The 3,167-nt window shown below is 60.2% G+C and carries 2 protein-coding genes; both read left to right on the top strand.

Annotated elements, in window-relative coordinates:
• On the top strand, positions 1-978 hold a 978-nt coding region (locus tag JNL55_RS13425; protein WP_293853732.1), incomplete at its 5' end, for a FecR family protein.
• An 89-nt stretch (positions 979-1,067) separates the two neighbouring features.
• Positions 1,068-3,167: TonB-dependent receptor domain-containing protein (locus JNL55_RS13420; RefSeq protein WP_293853730.1), on the top strand; the 2,100-nt coding region annotated here is incomplete at its 3' end.

The following is a 3,167-nucleotide window of genomic DNA, read 5'->3' as shown; positions in this document are numbered from 1 at the left end:
GATCCGGCGATTCAACAGGCGTTGATGAACTGGCTGCGGCGCTCGCCGGAGCATGTCGGCGCATATCTCGACATCGCGGCGGTGTGGATGGAGAGCAGCAACGTCACGGTTGATGCTGACATGGCCTTGCCAGCACGGATTGAGCTTGCGCGTGCGGATCTACACGTGCCGGAACTGAACCTGGAGCGCCTGGTGCCACTGCCGCGAGCTGCGCCACCGCGTCGCTCAGTGAGGCCGCGTTCGCTAGCTGCTATCGCGGCGGTCATGATCGCAATGGTCGGGGCGTGGTTTCATTTCTTGAGCGGCACCTACAGCACGGCCATCGGCGAGCAGCGTTCCATCGTGCTTGCGGATGGCTCGACGGTGGAACTGAACGCTCGTTCGAGGCTCCGTGTCCGTTTCAGTGCCGCTGAGCGGACGCTTGAGTTGCTCCAAGGTCAGGCATTGTTCCAGGTGAAAAAGGACCCAGCGCGACCCTTCGTTGTCCACAGCGATGACACGAGCATTCGAGCCGTGGGCACGCAGTTCGATGTGTATCGCAAACCCGGCGGTACCACCGTCACCGTCGTCGAAGGTCGCGTCGCGGTTCAAGATCGAACTGAGGCTGTGACGACGGTAACCTCATTCGACACACCGAGCGAAGGTCAGGTTCTGCTCGGCGCCGGCGAGCGACTGACCGTTACCGCCAGGCTCGACACGCCGACGGTGCGTGTCGACGCATCGACCGCCACTGCCTGGACGCGACGTGAATTGATCTTCGACGTGACGCCGCTCGATGAGGTCGTCGCCGAGTTCAATCGCTACAACACGCGACTGCTGGTGCTGGACGACACGCAGCTCAAATCGTTGAAGATCACCGCGATCTTCCGTTCGCCTGATCCCGCGGCGCTGGTGCGCTATCTGCAGACGCAACCGAATGTGCGCATCGAGTCGAGCGAGCGAATGATTCGCATCGGTCGCATCAGCGACCTGCATTGATCGATTGTCGACAACTCAGGGGCTCCATTTTGCCGCGCTCCGCACTCTCTCCCTTCATCACAACATTCATAACGAATGGGGAGAGCATCATGCGCAACAGTTTGGTGGCGGCAATCGTCGCGTCGATCGTCGGTTTCTCGGCCAACTCAGCCGCTCAGGCGGCCATTCGCCGAGCCACGGCCATTCCACCGCAACAACTCACGACAGCATTGCGAGCGCTGATCGACGATCGCGAGTTACAGATTGTGTACTCCAGCGATCTGCTCGGGGAACGGCGCAGTGCCGGCGCGAACGGCGAGCTCACCTTGGACGAAGCGCTCACCCAGATTCTGTCGGGAACCGGTCTGGTCTATACCTATCTCGATGCATCCACCGTCACCATTCTGCCCAAGCAGCCCACGGCCTCGGCGGTCACTGTGCCCTCAGGTGTGAGTCGGCAGGAACGCCGTAATTGGCGACTGGCCAGCAGTGAGGCACCCGCACCGACGACTCAAGGCGCGAGCGGCGAACCGGCAGCAACAGCGACGTCGGAAGATGGCACTGAACTGTATGAAGTAATCGTGACGGCGCAGAAGCGCGCACAGAAGCTCATCGACGTACCTATCAGCATCTCTGCGGTCGATGCCGACACGCTGGAAGCGCTGCGTGTTGAGCAGGTTGGCGACTACATTTTCTCCATTCCGAATGCCACGTTCATCGATCAAGGCGCGTTCTACGGACAGCGAGTGACTTTCCGTGGCATCAGCGACTTCGCTGGCGGTCGCTTTGATGTGACGTCGGTGCTACTCGATGACATTGGCTTCAGTGCCATGAACTCAGCCGTGGTGCTGTCCACCGGCTTGCTTGATATCGAGCGCATCGAAGTGCTGCGTGGCCCGCAGGGAACACTGAGCGGCCGCAACTCGCTCGGTGGTTCCATCAACATCGTGACGGCCAAGCCACAGATGGATGCGATCAAAGGCTCGATGACTGTCGATGTGGGGCGCTTCGGCACTCAGTATTTCAAGGGCATTCTCAACGTGCCGTTGTCGGAGCGCGTCGCTGTGCGTACGGCCGCGTTTCAATCGAGCAGCGACGGCGCCATGCGCAACGTCGGTCCGGCCGGTGGCTCTTCCGGCACCGACATGTTCGGCGGGCGTGCGGCCGTTCGATTTCTGGCCACTGACAAACTCACCATCGATGCGGCGTTTGGCTACGAGAGCCGCAAGCGTGATTTCGACGATCTAGTCGGACACAACTTCAATCTCGGCGCCGTCGAGTCCGTGAACGACAACTGGGTGAACGACAAGTTGCCGATCTTGGAAAGCTGGGGTGGTTCCTATCCTGGCGAGATCAGTCTTTTCAATCAGGTCGGCAACAATGGCGGCACAGTGTCGCGCGATGTGGCTGAGTACGTGAACATCGAGGACTGGACTGCCTCGCTGCGTGCGAGCTATGAACTCGACCGGCACACCATCGAGTTGTTGTACGGACACTTCGACTACGAGCTGCGCTTCATGGAGGACTACGACCAAACCGAGTACGCCTGGTGGAAAGGGTACGACGGTGTGTTCTCGCAAACCGATTCGTTGGAGTTGCGCTTCGCCTCGGACTACAGCGGCCCGTTCAACTGGGTCGCCGGCATCAGCCAGCTGCGAGAGTCGCTCGACTCGGAGTCGACCGATTTCATCGGCATGTGGGCCATTCTCGGTGGCACGCCTCGGTATGCGGGTGGTGACGGCGGTTATCGCGCGGCCTACTACGAGCAGAACGTGAATGACTTCCGGAGCTTCGGCGTGTACGCGAACGTGTTCTGGGATATTTCACCGCGGCTGCATTTATCGGCGGGTGTTCGTTATAGCCGAGAGACCTCGGATGCCGGCGGCAACTTCATTTATGACGAGACCGATCCCAATCTGGTGCTGCCGGCGCTGACGCCCGGTGACTACGCTGCGAATCCGACACTCGAGGAGTTCTCGCCGCGAATTGCGTTCAACTACGACGTGAGCAAGGCATCGAGTGTCTATGTACAGTACTCGACGGGCTATCGCGCCGGCTACGGCAATTCGCCCTTGTCCATCAGTGCCAACGCGCCGGAGGCGGTGGATCCTGAGTCGTTGCGTAACTACGAAATCGGCTTCAAAGGTCGGCTGCTCGACAATCGGCTCAGTTTCTCGACGGCGGTGTTCTACATGGACTACACCGACCTG

The organism is Steroidobacter sp. (genome assembly GCF_016790065.1).
Classification (GTDB): Bacteria; Pseudomonadota; Gammaproteobacteria; order Steroidobacterales; family Steroidobacteraceae; genus Steroidobacter.
The sequence above is the reverse complement of the archived record's forward strand: the minus strand, read 5'-3'. Positions and strand labels throughout refer to the sequence as shown.